The sequence below is a fragment of the Dyadobacter psychrophilus genome, assembly GCF_900167945.1.
GTDB lineage: Bacteria > Bacteroidota > Bacteroidia > Cytophagales > Spirosomataceae > Dyadobacter > Dyadobacter psychrophilus.
Map to the genome: position 1 here is coordinate 461,751 of NZ_FUZA01000002.1, position 17,513 is coordinate 479,263.

General features: G+C 47.0%; 14 protein-coding genes. 9 read left to right on the plus strand and 5 right to left on the minus strand.

Annotated elements, in window-relative coordinates; genetic code table 11:
- Positions 1 to 64 precede the first annotated feature (64 nt).
- The gene (locus B5X68_RS09015; protein WP_141110245.1) at positions 65 to 916 is read right to left on the minus strand and encodes a hypothetical protein; all 852 of its coding nucleotides are present in this window, start codon (positions 914 to 916) and stop codon (positions 65 to 67) included.
- Positions 917 to 1,083: 167 nt separating this feature from the next.
- Between B5X68_RS09015 and B5X68_RS09020 the strand changes: the two genes are divergently transcribed.
- The 7 genes from B5X68_RS09020 to B5X68_RS09050 all read left to right on the plus strand — a co-directional run bounded on the left by B5X68_RS09020 (position 1,084) and on the right by B5X68_RS09050 (position 11,549).
- Complete coding sequence (locus B5X68_RS09020) at positions 1,084 to 4,926, plus strand: PVC-type heme-binding CxxCH protein (protein WP_082214368.1); 3,843 nt, start codon at positions 1,084 to 1,086, stop codon at positions 4,924 to 4,926.
- Positions 4,927 to 5,004: 78 nt separating this feature from the next.
- Positions 5,005 to 6,129: a redoxin domain-containing protein gene (locus tag B5X68_RS09025; RefSeq protein WP_082214369.1), complete on the plus strand. Its 1,125-nt coding sequence runs from the start codon at positions 5,005 to 5,007 to the stop codon at positions 6,127 to 6,129.
- A 27-nt stretch (positions 6,130 to 6,156) separates the two neighbouring features.
- Positions 6,157 to 7,155 (plus strand): sugar phosphate isomerase/epimerase family protein, encoded by a 999-nt coding sequence (locus B5X68_RS09030; protein ID WP_082214370.1) that lies wholly within the window; start codon positions 6,157 to 6,159, stop codon positions 7,153 to 7,155.
- A gap of 73 nt (positions 7,156 to 7,228) precedes the next feature.
- Positions 7,229 to 7,822 (plus strand): HD domain-containing protein, encoded by a 594-nt coding sequence (locus B5X68_RS09035; RefSeq protein ID WP_082215283.1) that lies wholly within the window; start codon positions 7,229 to 7,231, stop codon positions 7,820 to 7,822.
- A gap of 84 nt (positions 7,823 to 7,906) precedes the next feature.
- Positions 7,907 to 8,272, plus strand: coding sequence for a BlaI/MecI/CopY family transcriptional regulator (locus B5X68_RS09040; protein ID WP_082215284.1), 366 nt, complete (start codon positions 7,907 to 7,909; stop codon positions 8,270 to 8,272).
- Between the two features lie 22 nt (positions 8,273 to 8,294).
- Positions 8,295 to 10,316 carry a M56 family metallopeptidase gene (locus tag B5X68_RS09045; protein WP_082214371.1) on the plus strand — a complete coding sequence of 674 codons (2,022 nt, stop codon included), beginning with the start codon at positions 8,295 to 8,297 and terminating at the stop codon, positions 10,314 to 10,316.
- Positions 10,317 to 10,400: 84 nt separating this feature from the next.
- Positions 10,401 to 11,549, plus strand: a complete 1,149-nt coding sequence (locus tag B5X68_RS09050; protein ID WP_082214372.1) for a glycoside hydrolase family 5 protein — start codon at positions 10,401 to 10,403, stop codon at positions 11,547 to 11,549.
- A gap of 6 nt (positions 11,550 to 11,555) precedes the next feature.
- Here B5X68_RS09050 and B5X68_RS09055 read toward each other — a convergent pair whose 3' ends face one another.
- Complete coding sequence (locus B5X68_RS09055; RefSeq protein WP_082214373.1) at positions 11,556 to 12,050, minus strand: VOC family protein; 495 nt, start codon at positions 12,048 to 12,050, stop codon at positions 11,556 to 11,558.
- A gap of 110 nt (positions 12,051 to 12,160) precedes the next feature.
- On the opposite strand from B5X68_RS09055, the gene B5X68_RS09060 reads away from it, so the two are divergent.
- Entirely contained in the window at positions 12,161 to 13,075 is a 915-nt protein-coding gene (locus B5X68_RS09060) for a sugar phosphate isomerase/epimerase family protein (RefSeq protein ID WP_082214374.1), read from the plus strand.
- Here B5X68_RS09060 and B5X68_RS09065 read toward each other — a convergent pair whose 3' ends face one another.
- Together B5X68_RS09065 and B5X68_RS09070 are read right to left on the minus strand one after the other, a co-directional pair.
- Complete coding sequence (locus B5X68_RS09065) at positions 13,076 to 13,594, minus strand: hypothetical protein (protein WP_082214375.1); 519 nt, start codon at positions 13,592 to 13,594, stop codon at positions 13,076 to 13,078.
- Positions 13,595 to 13,634: 40 nt separating this feature from the next.
- Positions 13,635 to 14,627, minus strand: a complete 993-nt coding sequence (locus B5X68_RS09070; protein ID WP_082214376.1) for a phosphotransferase enzyme family protein — start codon at positions 14,625 to 14,627, stop codon at positions 13,635 to 13,637.
- 145 nt (positions 14,628 to 14,772) lie between these two features.
- Between B5X68_RS09070 and B5X68_RS09075 the strand changes: the two genes are divergently transcribed.
- Positions 14,773 to 15,063, plus strand: coding sequence for a GNAT family N-acetyltransferase (locus B5X68_RS09075; RefSeq protein ID WP_082214377.1), 291 nt, complete (start codon positions 14,773 to 14,775; stop codon positions 15,061 to 15,063).
- A gap of 18 nt (positions 15,064 to 15,081) precedes the next feature.
- On the opposite strand, the gene B5X68_RS09080 is transcribed toward B5X68_RS09075, so the two are convergent.
- On the minus strand, positions 15,082 to 17,484 hold the full coding sequence (locus B5X68_RS09080; protein ID WP_082214378.1) for a PAS domain-containing sensor histidine kinase: 2,403 nt from the start codon (positions 17,482 to 17,484) through the stop codon (positions 15,082 to 15,084).
- Positions 17,485 to 17,513 lie beyond the last annotated feature (29 nt).

Here is a 17,513-nt window from a genome sequence, read left to right on the forward strand (position 1 = left end):
AGGTTTTATTGAGAATCAAAAGTTAAAGAGGGGGATCATTTCTCCCTCTTTTTTTGTGCCCGCATTATTCGCGAACGCCGGTTTTTTGCCATCTGAGCAGTCCCTCGCGAATGTCGGCCAGGATTTGATAGTCGTCCTTCACCCAGTTGCCGGAGTTGTGCTTGGTATGCTTGCCATTGCGTAGATAATTTTCAAACAGTGCATAACACTGCATTGCATCCTCACGGGAGTGAAAACTATCGATCCAAACCTGCGGCACTTCATTTTTCGGAACGATGCCAATGCCTACATTATAAACCTTGATGATGCCTTTGGAAAATTCCCAGGATATGAAATCCTGCTCCCGGATATAAGCTGCCCGTAGAATGGAAGCATTATGTCCTATGTAATTAATCAGCCGGTTAAAAATCTGGTCCTTAGTTTCCGGTGCGGAAGGGCGTATGCGCCATGCATTGTTCTGGACTGAAAACGGATCTTCCATAAACTTGTCCATAGGTGCACCATACTGCGCAAGCGAAAGACTTTTGCCCGGCAAAAACTCCACAAGAAGCCGCTGCTGCCCGGATGGTGACGTTTGCGTAACGACCTTCAATTCCTCCGTATTCCGATTGGCAGTCAACAAAAGCGATTGTTCGTTCTCGTCGTAAGAATAATGGCCGAAATCGTATTTCCCTGTATGATAAACACGTGTGAACGTGCTGTCGGGGAAAAATGAAACCAGCACCTCATTCACTCTGCCTGCTGCTTTTATTAATTCACCATTTTTGAAATTTTTGTCGAAATCAATCAGCCGCCATGATCCGCTAAGCTTTCCCTTGTGCAGGATCAACGGATTAATATCCGTGATCCGGCCCTGGTAATCCGCATCTTTTTTCTGCTCCACGCCGCGGTAAATAATCCCATGATGGTCCATCATGATAATCATTATCAGCAGTAATATGGATTTGATCAGCATCATAGCGAAACGAAACCTTTCTTGTTTAAAATAGTCCAGTGGAAAGTCGGAAGAGTATTTTGGGGAGATATGTCGCTTATTCCAGTCATTCTAAGCCCTTTTAATTACCAAAATCTGATCCTTAACCCATGCAAATCGTCAGGTCAGCCCCGCTTTTCATTATTTTCCTGCTGCTCAATTTCGGATATAATTTCAGAAATTCTACTGAGGAAATCAAAAAAACTCCGGTTGCAGCAAATTCACTTTCTGCCGTTCAAAACGAAGCAGAAGAGACCATCAGTATATTTAGCGGCACAGATAAAAAGCCGATTTTAGTGCAGAACGCCAAAGCCGGTTTCAGGCCTTACCTGCACCCGATCACGGCACCGGATGGCAAAGGCGTACTTACCGAATACAGTCCCGGGCATCACAAACATCAGACGGGTATTTACTGGGGTTACACGCGGGTGAACGGAAGGGATTATTTCCACCATCCCGACGGCGATTACTGGAAAAGGGTTTCAGCAAAAGTTACCGAAGCAAAAGGGACCGAAGTGAAATGGCAAACCGTCTATAATCTCCTGGATTCAACGGGCAAAGCCGTTTTAACCGAAACGCAAAACTGGTCCATGCGTTTTAAGGATGGGAAATATTTGCTCGATCTGGAATGGAATGGCGAGGCACAAACAGATGTGACCATTGGAAAATATGATTATGGTGGATTGTTTGTGCGCATGCCCTGGAAAGAGGGCATTAAGGGTGAAGTGGTAAACGCTGCCCGCCAAAAAAATGAAAAAGCCGAGGGCCAGGCCGCTATGTGGGTGGATATCGGCATGCAGGTGGAGGGCCGGGATAATCTGGCACACATTGCAATCCTGGATCATCCGGAAAACAAAGGTTATCCCCAAACCTGGCGCGTAGACACACAATTAGGCGCTGGTCCCGCGCGGGCTCGGAAGGCGGATTGGCACATTAAAAAAGGCGAAACCGAAACCATCAAGCACGAACTGGTGATTTACACCGGCGAGCTGAATGATGTGGAGCTCAATAAAACATTTGGAGAGTTTATAGGGAATAATGGCACCTATAATACGGCAGCATTATGGGCCATTGCGCAAAAAGAGGGCAGGGAGGCCAAATTCCTGAATGCGCAGGAAGCCGTTGCGGCTATGACGATCAAAGATGGTTTTCAGGTGAATGCGTATGCATCGGAACCCATGATGACACAGCCGATGGCTTTCTGCTGGGATGACAAGGGCCGGATGTGGATCGCCGAAAACAAGGATTATGAGTCAAGAGGAAAGGGCTTTTCCAATGCCGGTGACAGCCGGATCTTAATTCTGGAAGATACCAATGGTGATGGCGTAGCGGACAGCAGGAAAGTGTTCATGGAAGGAATTGCGTTTCCTTCGGCGATTGCCGTTGGTTTTGATGGCGTTTTCGTGGGCGCACCGCCTAATTTGCTTTTTGTCCCGGATAAAAACGGCGACGATAAAGCCGATATGGAGAACATTGAGGTGCGTTTAACAGGCTGGGGCATCCGCGACCGGCACGAAACATTGAACAGTTTCCACTGGGGACCTGATGGCTGGCTGTATGGTTTGCAGGGTTTTGCAACGCCTTCCAAAGTGGGTAAGCCCAAAGACAAAGGCAAGCTTTATAAGCATAAGGACCCGTTTCCGGAGAATTTTGAAGTAGAAAATGGCGTCGATATCAATGGCGGCGTGTGGCGTTACCATCCTACTAAAAATATTTTTGAAGTTGTAGCACATGGTTTCAGCAATCCGTGGGGCATTGATTATGATGCAAAGGGCCAGTTGCTGATGACGGCTTGTGTGATCCCGCATTTATGGCATGTTGTGCCGGGTGGCATTTATCACCGGCAGGGCGGACAGCATTTCAATCCGTATGTTTATAATGATATCAAAACCATTGCCGATCACACGCACCGCTCGGCGCATGGCGGCGCACGCGTTTACTTATCCGACGCTTTCCCGGAATCAGAACGTGGGAAAATATTTATGGCCAACATTCACGAGCATGGCATTTTATCTGACATTCTCACGCCCAAAGGCTCCGGTTTCAGCGGCAAGCATGGCGACGATTTTATGATGGCCAATAATGCGCAATGGGTGGGTTTCAGCATGGAAATAGGGCCGGAAGGCGGCATGTATGTGCTGGACTGGCATGATGCCGACATTTGCGGATCGGATGTTTTGAACTCAGAAACGGGCCGTATTTTCAGGATTATGCCCAAAGTTTCGAATGCTGAAAACTGGAAAGGTCGTTATGATGATCTGGCTAAAATGTCTGATGTCGCACTTGCTAACTTACAAACCAGTAAAAGCGAATGGCATGCGCGGCGGGCGAGGATCATTTTGCAAAACAGAGCTGGGAAGGGGGCTTTTTCTAAAGAAGCTCATCAAAAGCTCGTCGACATTTATTTAAAAGATGGCAATGCGGATTACCGACTTCGTGCCATGTGGGCTTTGCAGGTGACCAATGGTCTGGATGTCACGGCATTATCGGGCGCATTGGAAGACAAAGATGCTTATATCCGGGCTTGGGCAATCCAGTTTTTATGTGAAACCAATAAACCTTCGCAGGAAACGGTTGCCAAGTTTGTGAAGCTTGCCAAAGACGATCCATCACCTGTTGTTCGGCTCTATCTCGCATCCGCATTGCAGCGCATGGATCAATCGCAGCGATGGAGCATTGCGGAAAATCTGCTTGCACATCAAATGGACGCCGACGACCACAACATACCTAAAATGATCTGGTATGGCATTGAACCGTTGGTAAAAACCAGTCCTGCCAAAGCTTTGGAAATGGCTGGAAAGAGCAAAATTCCAATGGTAACCCAATTTATCGCCCGTCGATCCGTCGATGCCGATGCTGTGGAAGCAGTTGTATCGGCCATTGGTAAAATGCCCGCAAATCACCTGGCGCTTATGGAAGGCATGCGCGATGGGCTCGAAGGAAGGACAGACATTAAAACACCTGCGAACTGGAAAGCAGTTTATGCAAAGCTGAAACAGGCAAACGAACCGGCTGCGAAACTGGCGCTGGAAATCTCGCAGCATTTTGGAGATACGGAAGCAGCAAAAAACTTCTTGGTAACATTAAAAAATGCGAATGCGCCAGTGGATCAGCGCCGGAAAGCATTGCAGGCATTGGCCATCAGGCAAAGGCCGGAACTGGTAAATGAGTTACCAACATTGCTTAATAACAATGACTTAAAACTTGACGCTATTCGCGCCATGGCTGGTTACGACAGCGAAGCGCTAGGTAAACTGCTACTTGACCAATATCCGAAATTCGATGCAAGTGAAAAAGCCGAGGCCATTCAAACTCTTGCTTCCAGGCCCAAGTCGGGTTGGCTGCTCACGCAGGCCATTTCAAAAAATGTAATTCCTAAAAAGGACATTCCTACATATGTTGCGCGCCAGCTCAGACGGGTCGTAGGAAGTGGTTTTGTGGAAGTTTGGGGGCCGATCGACCACGTGGCATTTGATGAAAAAGCTTATAAAAAATACAAGGGTTTGCTCACAGACAAAAGCGTTTCCGAAGCCAGCCGCAACCACGGGCGCATGATTTTTCAAAGGACGTGTGCGCCTTGTCATAAACTTTACGGCGAGGGCGGCATAATCGGGCCCGAACTTACCGGCTCAAACCGCGCCAATCTGGACTATCTGCTGGGCAATATCCTGGATCCGAGCGGTGAAATTCAGGATGATTACAAAATGGTGGTCGTGACTACGCGTGACGGGCGCACATATGTGGGTAACGTTGCCAAGGAAACCGAGCGTCAGGTCACATTGCGCATTGTGGGACAGGACGCGGTGGCTATCAATAAATCGGATATTCAAACGCGGGAAGTAACGCCGGTTTCCATGATGCCGTCGGGACTTTTGGAAGCCTTGTCGGATAAAGAAGTGACTGAGCTCGTGGCTTATCTGAGAACAACGGCGCAGGTTGAACTGCCCAAATAAATGTTACGATACCAGTAATTTATTGTAATAGATCTGCTTTTGATTTAAATTAAACGCTAAATCAAATAGGAGATCGTTATGCGGACATATTACAAGATTTTATTTGCGCTTATTGTTCTCGTTTCTACAAACATTGATTCAAAAGCCGAACAGCCCGAGACATTAAAAATCGGCGCCGCGGCTCCTGATTTCAATCTTTTGGGCGTTGATGGCAAAAAATATTCACTGAAAAGTTTTGCCGCTGCGCCCGTTCTGGCCATCGTTTTTACCTGTAATCATTGCCCTACGGCGCAGGCTTATGAGGAACGTATCAAGAAACTAACTGCAGACTACAAGTCCAAAGGCTTTGCGCTGGTCGCGATCTCTTCCAATGATCCCAAGGCAATCCGCCTGGATGAACTCGGTTATACCGATCTGAGCGACACATATGACGAGATGAAGATACGCGCAAAAGATATGGCTTATAATTTCCCATATCTGTTTGATGGCGATGATCAGAAAACGGCATTGGCCTACGGCCCGGTTGCTACCCCGCACATTTTTGTTTTTGACAAAGCCAGGAAGCTGCAATATCACGGCCGGATTGATGACGTTGAAAAACCAACAAGTCCACCCAAGAATCTGGATGCGAAAAACGCTATTGAAGCGCTGCTGGCCAATAAACCGGTTCCCGTTCCTTCCACTAAAACATTTGGCTGTTCCATGAAATGGATATCCAAAGAAGACGGCGTGCAAAAAGAGAAAGCTGGCTGGGCAAAGGAGCCCGTGACATTGGAAACCATCGATGAGGCGGGGTTAAAAGAACTTATCAGTAACAAGTCGGACAAGCTGCGGCTCATTAATGTCTGGGCCACCTGGTGCGGGCCTTGTGTCACGGAATTTCCCGATTTCATGGCCATGCACCATATGTATCGCGGCCGTGATTTTGAGTTTGTATCCATCAGCGCCGATAGTCCTGACAAAAAAGAAAAGGCGTTGAAATTCCTGCAAGGCAAATTTGCTTCTAACAAAAATTACATCTTCAATGTAGAAGACAAGTATAAGCTGATCGAAGCCATTGATCCTAAGTGGCAGGGCGCATTGCCTTATACGCTCCTGGTAGAGCCGGGCGGAAAGATCGTTTACGCACAGCAGGGGCCGATTGATCCGCATAAGATGAAGAAAATAGTCGTTGAAAATAAATACGTAGGCAGATATTACTAACAACCTGGTCAATAACCTTTACTAATCATGGCAGAACACGAAATTTCAAGACGTCAGTTTTTGAGCGCGTCCGCACTTTTAACGGCTGGCGTGGGCCTGTTGCCAACCACTGGCTTTGGCTTTCCGGCCTATATCAAGAATCTGGGCAAACCCAATTCACTTTTCAATGGTGTGCAGGTGGGGGCAATAACTTATTCCTGGCGGAGTATGCCGGGCGGCGCAGAGGACATTCTTAAATATTGCATTGACGCCAATATCAGCGCGATTGAGCTCATGGGACCAACGGGTGAATTATTTGCGGGTGCGCCCGAGGGACCGAAAATGCCGCCCTGGACAGGAGGCAAGCGTCCCGAGCTTACCGATGAGCAAAAGGCTGCGCAGGCCGAACATGTGGTGAAAATGGCTGAATGGCGCGCCAAGGTTCCTATGGACAAATTTGTCCAGCTGCGCAAAATGTATAATGATGCCGGCGTAAGCATTTACGCATTCAAACCATCCGCATTGGGCGAGAAAAATACGGATCAGGAAGTGGACTATGCTTTCCGTGCCGCCAAAGCATTAGGTGCCAACCAGGCTACGATTGAGCAGCCGAATGACCCTGCGCAGACAAAACGCCTGGGCGACATTGCGGCTAAAAACAAAGTGTATGTAGGTTACCACGGTCATACGCAGCAAACGCCGACCTGGTGGGACACGGCTTTGAACCAATCAAAATACAATGCGATGAACTTTGATATGGGACATTATGTGGCCGCAGGTTTTGACCCGATCCCGCTGATCGAAACCAAGCACGACCACATTGTAAGCATGCACGTCAAAGACAGAAAAAATAAGGAGAATGGTGGTGCTAATGTGCCCTGGGGACAAGGAGACACGCCTATTACAGCAGCTTTGGAACTGATGCGCGCCAGGAAATACAAGTTTCCGGCAACCATTGAGCTGGAATACGAGATCCCGGCAGGTTCGGACGCAGTAAAGGAAACGGCGAAATGTGTTGAGTATGCTAAAAAAGCATTAGGAGCCTGATAAATGTAATTAATTTTGTGGCCGTCGCGGGAATGTTTCCGGGACGGCTTTTTTATTTAAAATAATGGAAAATATGCAGCAGGAAGATCTTTTGAAGCAAATAGAATTTATTAAGGAAATTGATAAACTCAAATACATCCAGCGAAAAACCAGGTTATTCGCAAGCGACCGCAACGAAAACGACGCCGAACACAGCTGGCACCTGGCCATGATGGCCATTATTTTATCACAACATGCCAATGTGCCTGTTGATGTATTGAAAGTGCTGAAAATGGTGTTGATCCACGACATTGTCGAGATTGACGCCGGAGACACATTTATTTATGACACGGCTAAAAATCACGTGAACACAGACCAGGAGCGCCTGGCTGCCGAAAGAATTTTCGGAATGCTCCCTAAGTCGCAATGCGATGAGCTGATCGCTATCTGGGAGGAATTTGAAGCAGGGGAAACGGATGAGGCGAAATTTGCCAAGTCTATGGACCGGCTGGAACCATTGCTGCAAAATGTTTCCAATGACGGCGGGACCTGGAAGGAGTTTGGGGTTGATTATGCCAAAGTGTATGAGAAAAAGCAGGTGATCAGGAACGGTTCGGCGTCCATCTGGAATTATGCCGAGCAATTAATTGAGGATAGCGTTGAAAAAGGCATTTTAAAAAAGAAATGATTGAAAATAAATAATTATTTTACCTAAATATTTTTTCGTACGAAATTTTTCCTACCTTTGAAAGGTGGTTAAACAAATAGCATGATGGAGCCTACAAAATCGGAACTTGAGATATTACAGGTGCTTTGGGAACACGGCCCGTCGACCGTCAGGTTCGTGAACGATAAGCTGAATGAAGAAAAGAGAGCGGTGCAGTATTCTTCGACTTTGAAGCTGATGCAGATTATGGCCGAAAAAGGCATTGTGATCCGCGATGAAAGCAGTATGAAGCACGTATATAGTCCAGCGGAGGCAGAGGATAAAACCAAAAACGCCTTGCTGGAAAAGTTTGTCGATTCCATGTACAAGGGTTCGGCTTCGAATTTGGTCATGCAGCTTTTTGGCAACAAAAATACATCGCAGGAAGAGTTGAACGAGATTAAGGATTTTTTGAAAAAACTGGATAAGTAACACCTTACAGCATCCGATAGCCATGAACATGAATGAACCGCATATCCAAAAACTGGTGCAGGCGCTTTCCCTGACGCTGATTCACTCCATATGGCAGGGATTTCTCATTGCCATTCTGGCCGGGTTATTACTGACGTTCACTAAAAAGGCAAGGCCCGCCACACGCTACAATCTGCTGGCAATGCTGCTTTTCGGTTTTGTTGCGGCGGCATGTTATACCTTTATATCGCTGTTTTCAGCGGACCGGATCATCGCCCAAAGCAGCGGGTTAACCCTAGTTTCGGGCAACACGAGTGCGGAAGTCGCCGACCTTACAGCTTCAAGTTTGAGCGGAATGAACGATGGCGTCTCGTGGAGCAGTCTTATCATGAATTTTTGCAGCCAGAATGCCCAGGTGATCGTGGCAATATGGTTTGTGGTATTTGCATTTAAATCGTTTCAGGCAACGGCCGGGATGCTTTATCTACGCAAAATCAAGACGAACAACATTCACCCGCTTAGGGACAGTTGGAAACACAAGTTTGATAAACTTGCGGAAAAGATGAAGATCAGGCAGGTTATCAGCGTAATTGAATCTGAAAATGTAACTGTTCCGATGGTTATAGGGGTCTTCAAGCCGCTGGTTATCATCCCGTTCGGGCTTTTTGTCAATATTCCCGAGGCGCAGATAGAGGCTATATTACTGCATGAACTGGCACACATCAAACGCAGTGATTATCTCGTAAACCTAATCCAGATCTTTTGTGAAAACATCTTCTTTTTCAACCCTGCATTGCTATGGCTCTCTCAATTGATCAAAGAAGAAAGAGAGCATTGTTGTGACGATCTGGCGATTGCCGTAATGGAGAACAAGACGTCATTTGTTCACGCACTGGTCTCATTTCAGGAATATAATAGGAAGGGCTCCGCATTTGAGATGGCGTTTTCCCAAAAGCGGAACCATTTGCTGGACAGAATCAAGCGAATAATTTATAGTAATAATAAACCTCTAAATGCCATGGAAAAATTATTTGTAACAATCAGTTTGATCACCGTTGCTGCGCTGTCCGCAGCCGTCTCACATGTGGCACCCGCAGCCAAAGCCGCGCCGTCCGTTATCGCCGAAAGCAGGCCAGGTCCCCATTTCGTAAAGGCGTTGAAAACAGAAATTTCCGCTGTGCCACAGGACACTTTGCCTAAGAAGAAGGATAATAAAAACGAAAACTTCCAATCCGTCGAAGTTGATTCATCAGACGATCACAACTCCATTTCTAATGTCAACATTAACTCGGAAGGAATAAACACTTACCGGATCAACAGCAATGGAAAGGATTATGATGTTGTTCAAATTGAAGGCAAAACGGCTTTGCTTCGAATTGACGGAAAAGAAATCCCAAAAGAGCAATACGGAGATTACAAGAAGGAGATTGACGCAGTAATGAAGGACATTGTGAAAAATCATGAGGAGGCCGAAGTTCACAGAAAAGAAGCAAATAAAATGAGGGCTGAAGCGGACATCATGCGCAAGGACGCGGAAAAACGCCGCCAGGAAACATTCGTCCATCAAGAGCATGCAGCGTTGTACAAAGCCAGGGCGGAAGAGTATCGCAAAGCCGCAGACGTTTACAAAAAGGAATCAGCTGAATACAGGAAACAGTCGGAAGGATTTGAAAAGCAAGCGAAAGTGGTGTATGCTGATGCAGAAAAACAGCGTGCTTACGGCGAGCAACAAAAGCTTTACGCCGAAGCGCAACGCAACAGGGCCGACAATTACCGTGAAATAGCGGACGACGAGCGGGCAGAAGCAGAAACCGAGCGGAAAAATTATGAGCAGTTGCAGGAATCGGTTATCAAGGATTTGCTGGAAAGCGGCGTGGTAAGCAGTCGCAAAGACTTGTCTTTCAAGCTGGGCAAGAGTGAACTGATTGTGAACGGTGTGAAACAACCTGCGGCTTTGCACCAGAAGCTGAAAGAAAAATATATGATGGGCAAAGAGTTTGAAATGGTCTACAATTTCAGCACAAGGTCTGGCTCAACGTCAACTGGCCTCATTTACCAGAATTAACAAAGCGTTTTTAACACGCTGAACGCACAAGTATAACACCGGCCGATTTGTATTTTATAAAAGTAACAACGAACATGTTTTATCATGCATCGCAGGACTTTTATCAAAAATACAGGCGTGGCAGCCGGAGCAGTAGCAGCGGGCGGCGCTATTTCGACGGGCTTCTCTTTCAAAAATCAAAATGCGAAAAACAAGCTCCCGAAGTGGAAGGGCTTTAATTTGCTGGATTTCTTTTCTCCTGACCCCGCTTCGAGCCGGAAGCCGACCACAGAAGAACAATTTAAATGGATGAGCGATTGGGGTTTTGACTTTGTCAGGGTCCCGATGGCTTATCCCGCCTATCTCAAATTTGACAGGAGCCGCAACATTACGCCCGAGGAGGTTTATCAGATTGATGAGCAGGCTGTTGACCGCATTGACAAACTCGTCACAACTGCGCATAAATACAACATTCACGTAAGCCTCAACCTGCACCGCGCGCCTGGATATTGCGTGAATGCAGGTTTTCACGAGCCTTACAATTTGTGGACAGACCAGAAAGCCCTGGACGCTTTTTGTTTTCACTGGAACTTGTGGGCGAAGCGATACAAAAACGTTTCTTCCAAAAAGATCAGCTTCGACCTGCTGAACGAGCCAAGTATGCGCGAGGATATGAACGATCAGCATTCAAAAAGGTCCTCTGTGCCGGGCGCGGTTTACAGAAAACTTGCCATTGCGGCCTCAGAAGCGATCAGAAAGGAAAATCCCATGCATATGATCATTGCCGATGGCAACGATGTAGGCAGCTCGGTAATTCCTGAGATAGCAGATCTGGATATCGGGCAAAGTTGCCGGGGTTATCACCCGGGTATTATTTCGCATTATAAAGCGCCGTGGGCAATGAAGGACACAGAAAATATTCCTGAACCGAAATGGCCCGGCCAGGTAGGCGACCAATATCTCAGCCGCGCCATGCTTGAAAAGTTCTACAAGCCCTGGATTGATCTGGTAGGAAAGGGCGTAGGCGTTCATTGCGGAGAATGCGGATGCTGGAACAAAACGCCGCACGCCGTCTTCCTGGCCTGGTTCGGCGATGTGCTCGACATCCTTTCGTCCAACGGGATCGGTTTTTCTCTTTGGGAGTTTGCCGGCGATTTTGGCGTGCTGGATTCCCGCCGTGACGACGTGGCTTACGAGGACTGGCACGGTCACAAGCTCGACCGAAAGCTGCTTACTTTAATGATGAAATATTAGAAAAAATCAGCTTAATTCTGCCAGTAATCCTTTCAAATTAAGGCTCTTAGTATACATTTCGACCGTTCCGTCCGGCATGAAATTCCAAAGCTCTTTCGGGCGGTCCCAGTATAATTCCACACCATTATCATCGGGATCATTGAGATATAATGCTTCGGAAACACCGTGATCGCTCGCCCCTGACAGTGGATAACCGGCCAGCTGAAGGCGATTGAAAATCATCGCCAGATCCTTGCGCGTCGGGTAAAGAATCGCAGTATGAAACAGTCCTACGCCATGCTGCGGTGCAGCGGGTGCGCCTGCACTATACCAGGTGTTGAGGCCGATATGGTGATGATAGCCGCCCGCAGAAATGAATGCCGCTTGCGCACCATAACGCGCCATGACTTCGAAGCCCAGAAGTCCGCAGTAAAAATCGAGGGCTCTTTCCAGGTCAGAAACTTTCAAATGAACATGTCCTATGCTTGTTTTGGCGGGTACTTTATACTCTTCGGGTTCCATAAGGAGGGTTGTTAAAGGTGATTTTGTCAATCAATTTACATCAAGTTGCGGTAAAAAATTCCCGCAAGCCCCTTTACCAAGATATCAGTCTACAATCAGCTATTAATTGAATGAACCGCCGAACCGCTTTATCCTCTATCCTGGCCGTTTCCGGTACAGGCATGTTGCCTGCCGAAGCAGCGAAAACCAAAGTACAGCCCTTTATTTACTCACTCAATATGAGCACTTTGCGTGGTCATAAGCTGGGTTTCAGGAAGGAGCTGGAAGTGGCTGCGAAGGCAGGCTTCGGATCCGTGGAAATATGGATTAACACATTGCAGGACTATCTGAAAGAAGGCGGAACAGTAAAGGAAGCAAAGAAGATCATTGATGACCTGGGCATTAAAGTGGAAGATGCCATTGGCTTTGCGACCTGGATTGTAGACGATGAATCGGCGCGCTCCAAAGCGATCGAGCAGTTGAAAGTTGAGATGGATCAACTGGCGCAAATCGGCTGCCCGCGTATTGCTGCGCCGCCTATGGGCGCCACAACCGGCGCTTCGCTGGATCTTGCAAAAGTAGCTGAGCGTTACCGGACCATTCTTGAATTGGGTGATAAAACCGGCGTGGTGCCGCATCTGGAACTGTGGGGTTTTTCTAAGAACCTGAGCCGCGTAGGGGAGATCCTTTACGTTGCGGTAGAATCGGGACATCCGTCCGCTCGTTTGCTAATGGACGTTTACCATTTGCATAAAGGCGGCTCAGGCATGGATGCAGTGAAAGATGTTGGTAAGCCATTGGTAGAAATTTTTCACATTAACGACTATCCTGCAACGCCTCCGCGGGAAACGATCACGGATGCGGACCGCGTGTATGCGGGTGACGGCGTGGCGCCATTAAAAGACCTTTTGAAGTCGCTGAAAAACCCGGAGCGGCCGGTAATTCTTTCCTTTGAAGTTTTCAACAAAGATTATTATGCGCAGGATGCGTTGCTGGTTGCAAAAACGGGACTTGCCAAAATGAAAAAGGTGACGGAAGGCGTATAACTAAAATTTATTCAAAAAGGCCAGAATGCTTAAAACCAGGCCCGCAATTGTCGCGATGCCTGAAATAGCGATCGCCAGAATGGCCCAAAAGCCTTTTGTGCCGCTTTTGGTGGTGATCAGTAATTTATCGCCTTCTTTAAAACCTGCTGATTCCGTGGTACATAATGTGTATGTGCCCGGTCGCTCGATCTTGAATGATGCAACCGGCACAACGCGGTTGCCGGACATGTCTTTTCGCATACCCAGCAAATTAACAGAGCTAATCACCTTCAACTCCCGCTGATCTGCATCTTCGGTTAACTTAAACTCACAATTTGTTGGAATAACGCCAGTTAACGACGGTCGTTTATAAGCGATTTCATAATCACCGGACTGATCTATTTTAAGCTGGCTTGAACCGGTCCTTGCAGGGAATTCGATTTTTGGGCCGGCATAAACCTGCACAATGCGGCCGATGCTTTTGATTAAAAAGTAAACACCCGTCAGAAAGAGGGCTGGGAAAATGATCTTAAATAGCATAGTGGTGCTTGATTAGCGTGATTAATACGGAGCTTTGACCTCAAAGCTGCATGTTTTTTGCTGTTTCCAAATACTTTCTGACCAGGATATTGATGAACCTTTTCAGGTAAACGTCATTAAAAAAGACATTGGAGAAATTGTCGAACCGTTGTGATTGGATGCCCAGGTAAAAGAAATACAAGCTTACACCCAGCATCGGAATAATCCTTTTTTCCTCCCGGGAGATCGCCGTTACGGATTCATAGCCATCGATAAACTTACGAAGTTTGCTGCTGCATTCCTGTTCGTCTTTTTCAACGCTATGCAATTGCAAAATATAATAAGCCAGATCGAGGCATAGCCAGCCATTTCCACAAAAGTCAAAATCGAAAATCGTAACCTGGTTGTGCTTGTCAATATTAAGGTTATCGAACCAGATATCCAGATGCACTGCTCCTTTCCGCAACTGGCTTTCATCAGCATTGGCGAATTCCTGTAATAAAAAATCCTTCGCATCGCTTAGAAATGCCATTTCTTCTGCGTCTGCTGCCAAAAATTTACTAATTTGTTCCAGTGGGTCGATCAGGATTGTCTTGCTTGTGTAGGTAACCCTTTCCAGAAAAAAATCTTTTGTCAACACATGCATTTGAGCCATTATTGCGCCAATTTTGAAATGCATATCCGGTGAAAAATTCAGTTGCTTTTCACCTTCTGCATAAGAGAACATTACGCCAAGCCTGTCGCCTTCCGGAGCATTGAACGATTGGATATAGCGGCCTTCTTCGTCAGTAACAGGATATGAAACGGGAATACCGTTCTGTTTTAAGTGCAAAAGTAACCGCAGCTCCTCGTTGATTTCTGTCTCGCTTCGCCAGCCGAATGTGTAAATGCGAAAAATATGTCTGGAGCCGGAAGCATTGACCAGATATGTGTGGCTAATGCCAGCTTTAAGGAGTCTGCACGTAACTACGGCGTTTGGGAAATATTTCGCTTTCAGGAATTCGGCCAGATGAGAAATCGACAGGTTGGAACTTGTAACCGGAAAATGCGTCATGGGAAGATTTGCTTTAAGCCGCGAAATTATAGAATCATCGCAACTAATTTGGTTTTTAGTCGAATATGCGTGAATTTGGCGGCCAATGGCGGGAACAATTATTTAGCGGCCTTATTTTGAGTTTTTGGTATATCAAAACAAATGTATGAGTGAAGTAAAACTAAGGCTGGATGCGCGCAAACGAGGTGCGTTTTATATTGAAGAAGAGGGAAAGCAGGTTGGAGAAATGGTGATCGGCGTAAGCGAAACAGCTCTGACCGTATATCATACCGAAGTGGACGAAAATATGTCCGGAAAAGGCCTGGCGAAGTTAATGCTGGACGAAATGGTTGATTATGCACGCAAGCACGAGCTTCAAGTGGTTCCGTTGTGCGAGTATGTGCATGTCCAATTTAAAAGACACCCTGAAGAATATCAGGATGTCTGGAAAAAATAAGCCGGGACGGTAAGCTGATCAGTTAGGAATTGGTAAATAGACTATAAAAGTGGAGCCTTTTTCTGTCTCACTTCGAGCGGTAATGTGCCCGTGATGGTTTTGTACAACCTTTTTACATAACGCGAGCCCAATTCCCGATCCAGAGAATTCACCGCGACCGTGTAAACGCTGGAACATTTGAAAGATCCTGTCGAGATATTTTTCGTCGAAGCCAATGCCATTGTCGATCACCTCAAACCTGATGTAGGAATGTTCCGGCAGCAGGCGCGGTAACTCAGCGATCTCTGCTTCGGCCAGATCTTCAGCGCGGATTTCAATGATCGACGCCACATCCTGTTTTCTATATTTGATTGCATTGCTCAGCAGATTTTGTACAAGCTGTGTCAATTGAGACGGATTTCCCCAGACGACAGGCAATTGCCCGATCCTGATTTGAGATTTTTGTTCTTCAATTGAAAATTCAAGATCAGCAATCACCGCCGATACGATTTGGCTCAGATCAACAGGTTCAAAGGAGCTATCCCTTGTGGTGAGTCTTGAGTAGGCGAGCAAATCATCAATCATGCTCGACATTCGTTTGGAAGCATCCTGGATCCTGTTCAGCATAAAAATGCCGTTCTCATCAAATGACTCTCCGTAAACGCTTTGCAGGCGCGAGCTGAAAGACTGGATTTTGCGTAACGGTTCCTGCATATCATGGCTTGCAGCATAGGCGAATTGCTGCAGGTTGCTGTTCGAATTAACAAGCTCCTGATTGGCCAGGTGCAATTCCTCCGTACGTTTCTGGACCCTTCTCTCCAATTCGTTAACGAGCTGGCGATAGCGCTCTTCGCTCCGCTCCAGTGCCTGCCGCGATTTTACCTGCTCTGTTACGTCTACAGCCATATCCAGGATCGCGTAGATTTCTCCTTTTGAGTTGCGTAATGGTTTATAGGTGAAGTCGAAATAAAAGGTTTCAAGGACGCCATTCATCACCAGGTCTGCCCGGCTGCCGGATGCGGCATATGGTTTTCCGCTTTCAAAAATATCATCCAGAATTTGCAGGAATGGCTGATTTTGGAGTTCAGTAAGCGCTTCACGCAGTGGTTTGCCGATTACGCTATCACCTTTTCCCCAGATTTTTAGCATAGCCTCGTTAGGCAATTCAATGATCATATCCTTCCCTATGAACATACTCGTGGCAACGGGCGCCTGCTCGATGAGCGTGCGCAAATGTTCTTCACTGGTCCGGATGATGTTTTCGGACTCAATGCGGTCCGTAATGTCCATAACAATACCCGAAAGCGAAATGGCTTTTCCTGTGCTGTCGAAAAGATATTGCCCGATCACCCTCACCCAGTGAACCGAATTGTCGTACCATACAAAACGGGCTTCGTAACGCAATTCACCTGTTTTGGAGGCACTCTCGTACGCGGCTGATCTTTTACCAAAATCTTCCGGATGAACGTGCATGATGAATAAGTCACGGGACATTTCAGTGCTTTCTTTGCCTGTAATGATTCGCGACATAGTAGGCGAGTAAATGATCTCGTCGGACTCCAGCGAAACCAGGAATGATCCTGCCCCCGAACCCTCAACCGTCATTGCGGCCTGCTGATCGGCCCACGCAACTCTTTCCCGGTTGGATATTTCATCGGTAACATTGCGGGAAACGCCTGAAAACCGATGTGGCATTCCTTCCGGCGTAAAATAGGCCTTGCCGGTGCAATGCAGCCAGCGCAAAATTTTATCTGACGCGCCAACAGTCCTGTAGCGAATGTCATAAGCAGCCCGCTTTTCCGGATTTAGTGCATTAGCAATGGCAGTAACTACTTTTTCCCGGTCTTCGAAATGAATGTGTTGAATTAAACTTTCGTAATTCAGGATCTCCTCAGGTGGATTTCCGTAGAGCCCCCTGCACCTTTCATCGAAGTAAACTACACCCGTTTCCGGATTCATATTCCAGATTCCGAGCTGTGCAGCATTGAGTGCAAATTGCAAATTGTCCTCACTTTCAAGCCTTGCTTCATCCGACTGCATTTTTTCGGAAAGGTCTCTCATCGAACCGACCATTCTCACTGCTTTTCCGTCCACATGGATCGTGTAACCCCTGTCGTGAACGTGCGCATAGCTGCCATCTGCCCGGCGGAACCGATATTGATACGTCCAGTTGGTATCTCCACGGTCGATGGCAACATTTATATTATGGACCACCTCGCCCCGGTCGTCCGGATGAATGCGGCTGAACCATGATTCCGGTCCAGGTTCAACCTCCTGTAGCGCATAGCCGAAAACTTCCCTCATTCCCTCGTTCCACCAAACCGTGCTTTTTTCGAGGTCCCAGTCCCAGATAACATCATGCGTCGCTTTCGCCACGAGCTCAAATCTTTCAATGGCAACAAGCAGGTTGTCTTTATTGTTGTTATTAAGCGTTTCAATCATTTTTAATAAAATCCAGCTCCGTGTTCGGT

What these genes read in the sequence shown, in the direction of transcription:
- B5X68_RS09015 (WP_141110245.1), bottom strand. Translation starts at nt 916, where the DNA reads ATGATGGACCATCATGGGATTATTTACCGCGGCGTGGAGCAGAAAAAA.
- B5X68_RS09020 (WP_082214368.1), top strand. Translation starts at nt 1,084, where the DNA reads ATGCAAATCGTCAGGTCAGCCCCGCTTTTCATTATTTTCCTGCTGCTC.
- B5X68_RS09025 (WP_082214369.1), top strand. Translation starts at nt 5,005, where the DNA reads ATGCGGACATATTACAAGATTTTATTTGCGCTTATTGTTCTCGTTTCT.
- B5X68_RS09030 (WP_082214370.1), top strand. Translation starts at nt 6,157, where the DNA reads ATGGCAGAACACGAAATTTCAAGACGTCAGTTTTTGAGCGCGTCCGCA.
- B5X68_RS09035 (WP_082215283.1), top strand. Translation starts at nt 7,229, where the DNA reads ATGCAGCAGGAAGATCTTTTGAAGCAAATAGAATTTATTAAGGAAATT.
- B5X68_RS09040 (WP_082215284.1), top strand. Translation starts at nt 7,907, where the DNA reads ATGGAGCCTACAAAATCGGAACTTGAGATATTACAGGTGCTTTGGGAA.
- B5X68_RS09045 (WP_082214371.1), top strand. Translation starts at nt 8,295, where the DNA reads ATGAACATGAATGAACCGCATATCCAAAAACTGGTGCAGGCGCTTTCC.
- B5X68_RS09050 (WP_082214372.1), top strand. Translation starts at nt 10,401, where the DNA reads ATGCATCGCAGGACTTTTATCAAAAATACAGGCGTGGCAGCCGGAGCA.
- B5X68_RS09055 (WP_082214373.1), bottom strand. Translation starts at nt 12,050, where the DNA reads ATGGAACCCGAAGAGTATAAAGTACCCGCCAAAACAAGCATAGGACAT.
- B5X68_RS09060 (WP_082214374.1), top strand. Translation starts at nt 12,161, where the DNA reads ATGAACCGCCGAACCGCTTTATCCTCTATCCTGGCCGTTTCCGGTACA.
- B5X68_RS09065 (WP_082214375.1), bottom strand. Translation starts at nt 13,594, where the DNA reads ATGCTATTTAAGATCATTTTCCCAGCCCTCTTTCTGACGGGTGTTTAC.
- B5X68_RS09070 (WP_082214376.1), bottom strand. Translation starts at nt 14,627, where the DNA reads ATGACGCATTTTCCGGTTACAAGTTCCAACCTGTCGATTTCTCATCTG.
- B5X68_RS09075 (WP_082214377.1), top strand. Translation starts at nt 14,773, where the DNA reads ATGAGTGAAGTAAAACTAAGGCTGGATGCGCGCAAACGAGGTGCGTTT.
- B5X68_RS09080 (WP_082214378.1), bottom strand. Translation starts at nt 17,484, where the DNA reads ATGATTGAAACGCTTAATAACAACAATAAAGACAACCTGCTTGTTGCC.